This is a genomic window from Sphingomonas sp. NPDC019816 (assembly GCF_050274375.1).
GTDB lineage: Bacteria > Pseudomonadota > Alphaproteobacteria > Sphingomonadales > Sphingomonadaceae > Sphingomonas.
The window spans coordinates 1-2,668 of sequence record NZ_JBNNOB010000235.1 but is presented as its reverse complement, the minus strand read 5'-3'; the positions used below and the strand labels follow the sequence as shown (position 1 = coordinate 2,668).

Here is a 2,668-nt window from a genome sequence, read left to right as displayed (position 1 = left end):
GCCCAGCATCTGCATGGTACCGCCAACGTTAACCACCACTTCGGTGGTGTATTTTTCCACGCCGGACTGATCGGTCCATTTACGCGTCTGCACACATCGGCGAACGTAAAATCGGAATGCCCCAGCACCGCTGTCATGCGTGGGCTGTCGAGAAAATGGGTGTGGCGCTGGGCGGCCGACAGGACGCCGGCGCCTTCGCGATCGGACTTGCCGAGGTGCCGGTTGGCGGCGCGGGCAGCGAGGCCGCCTTGCGCCTGCATCGCTTCGAGCATGGCAGCGAAGGCTTGCGGCGCAAGGGTGAGGCGATCGCGTAGCGTGGCAAGGGTGCGGGTCGCCGGCGGCTCGCTGGTGACGATCGCGAGGATGATGCCGGCGATTAGCGCCTTGGCTTCCTCGTTCCAGTGCGCCTCGCCGGCTTCGCCGGGGGCGTCATAGACCAGCGCATCGGCCAGCGTCATGCAGTCGTCGGCGAGATCGAGGCCAGCAGGGTCGATGCGATCGAGCGGGTTGAAGGCCGCGCCGGGAAGGCCCGTCACCCCGAACGGATCGAGGACATGGACCGGGCCGAAGTTGCCGCGATGGCGGGCGGTGATGCGGGCATTTTCGCCCTTGGGGTCGATGCAGACGACCGGGCCGGCATAGTCGAGCAGATTGGGGATGATCGTGCCCACGCCCTTGCCGGTGCGCGTCGGCGCGATCGTCAGCAGATGGGCTGGACCGGCATAGCGCAGCGGCCTGCCCGTCTTGCGATCGCGGCCGATCAGCAGGCCGCTATCACCGGCATAGGCGCGGTTTTCGGCGTCGGTGGCGAAGCGGGCCGAGCCGTGGGTGTCGTCGGCGGCAGGGCCGCCATAAGCAAGGATCAGGGGCTGGAAGAGCGCGCGCAGGCCAATGAGGATGACGACGATCACCGTCAGCATCATGATGATTTGATAGAGGTTGGAATCATGCGGGAGGCCGAGCAGTTTGCCCAGGATGAGCGGCATCCCAAGGCCCAGCACGATGCCGGCGGCCAGAAACAGGATCAGGACGGCGAACAGATGGCGGATCAGCCGGATTGGGCTGACCACCAGCGCGGTGATCGCCCATATGGGATTCTGGCGCGCGATGCGGGACAGGTTGCGGATCGCGCGGCCGAGCTGGCGGAACCACTCCATCGTCAACTCGCCTGGAACATGGTCATGCGGATGATGCCGGGGGTGGATTGGATTTCGGCTTCGATCGCCGAGACCTCCTCCATCTTGTCGCTGGGCCAGTCCCGTGAGACGCTGACGCCGCCCTGATCGGTTTCGATTTCGATTAGCCGGGTTTGCGGCGAGAGATCGAGCAGGCGCACAAGCCGGTCGCAAAGATCGGGCGAGATCCGATGTACGCCTGACCCGACCATCAGGAGCTGCCATGAGCGGGGAACGCGGTCAGTCATCTACCCTCCACATCCGTGCGCGCACAAAGCGCACTCTTTCAGCAACCGGGGCGAGAGGCAGGGACACAAGCTCATAGCCGAGATCGGCATAGACCGTGACCATCGCCTCATAGGTCGCTTGCGCCTCTGCAAAATCCTGCTTCCTCTCCGTGTCCTGCCCGAAAATCTCGCGCCAGGGCGGGGCGATGAATACCCGGCGCTGGTAGCGGAACATCTCGGCCGCGCGCTCGACATGGGAAGGAACGGGCAAGCCGCACAGGCGCAGATAGCCCGACACATCAGGAACGCCGCGATCGAAGATCACCGGGCCTTTTCGGTCATGCGCTTCATGCCAGGATCGTAATTCCCAGCTCAGCATCAGTTCAGCGAAGGCCCCGCGATCGGCCCATGGCAGGGCGCCGCCGCCAATGGCGATCTGATCGCGAATGATGGCGCGACCGGCTTCGGGCATATGGTGGAAGCCTTGCGCCGCCAGGGCGTCGATCAATGTGGTTTTACCCGAACCGGGACCACCAGTGATGATATGAAAATCGGGCCGGTCAGCCATCGTCAGCTTCCGCGTCGAACGCGCGTTTGCCGCGCCGCTTCCAGAGCGAGAGCGCGTTGCCATCCTCACGCGCCTTCGCGGCAAGTTCGAGCAGCGCGCCGTAGAGGGTGGCGCGATCGTCGTCGGCCAGTTCGACCAGGCCGGCTTTCTGAACCAGGCCGCCCAGCTCTATGAGATGGCGGGTGCGCTCGCGTCGGGCCACGACCCATCCTCTCGTATCGATGCGGCGCGCGGCGGCATCAAGCCTGTGCCTCGCCTGCGCCAGCTTCGCTTCCGCCTTCCGCGCTGCCGCCAGCACGTCGGCCAGTCTTGCGCCCGCGCCCTTGAAAGAAAGCCGCGCCATCGGAGCGCCACGCCTCCCGGTTTCCTTCAGCCTGTGCTTCGGCGACGATATGGAGCAGCGCACCGGCCAACACGTCGGCATCAAGCGTATCGGCCCCGGTGGACGTGACCAGTTCGCCTAGCTGCTGGACCTTCTTCGCCTTGAGCGCGCGGGCCTTGTCGCCCAGCGCCTTCAACTCGGCGTCATAGTCGCGGACCTTGCGCATATTCTCTCCCTCGCGCCCATGATCGGGAGAGGCAGCGTAGCACGATCACGGATGCAGGACAGCGGTTGCGAACAAAAATGCGGCGAAGTCAATCATGCGAACGGCAGAGAGTGTGAGTGCGCGCTTATACGTCGTTGCCGACGTGCGCTA

General features: G+C 64.8%; 4 protein-coding genes and 2 pseudogenes. All 6 read right to left on the bottom strand.

What is annotated here, in order from left to right:
• A pseudogene (locus ACQKJZ_RS18910) lies at positions 1-90 on the bottom strand (single-stranded DNA-binding protein); the annotation flags it as partial.
• A gap of 2 nt (positions 91-92) precedes the next feature.
• Positions 93-1,157, bottom strand: a pseudogene (locus ACQKJZ_RS18905) (type IV secretory system conjugative DNA transfer family protein); the annotation flags it as partial.
• Between the two features lie 2 nt (positions 1,158-1,159).
• A complete protein-coding gene (locus ACQKJZ_RS18900) occupies positions 1,160-1,423 on the bottom strand; it encodes a hypothetical protein (RefSeq protein ID WP_010339214.1) in 264 nt (87 codons plus the stop codon).
• The gene (locus ACQKJZ_RS18895) at positions 1,416-1,970 is read right to left on the bottom strand and encodes an AAA family ATPase (RefSeq protein WP_010339213.1); all 555 of its coding nucleotides are present in this window, start codon (positions 1,968-1,970) and stop codon (positions 1,416-1,418) included. Before ACQKJZ_RS18895 ends, ACQKJZ_RS18900 begins: the two co-directional genes overlap by 8 nt.
• Entirely contained in the window at positions 1,963-2,172 is a 210-nt protein-coding gene (locus tag ACQKJZ_RS18890; protein ID WP_010339212.1) for a conjugal transfer protein TraD, read from the bottom strand. Before ACQKJZ_RS18890 ends, ACQKJZ_RS18895 begins: the two co-directional genes overlap by 8 nt.
• A gap of 37 nt (positions 2,173-2,209) precedes the next feature.
• Entirely contained in the window at positions 2,210-2,518 is a 309-nt protein-coding gene (locus ACQKJZ_RS18885; protein ID WP_010339211.1) for a conjugal transfer protein TraD, read from the bottom strand.
• Positions 2,519-2,668: the final 150 nt, after the last annotated feature.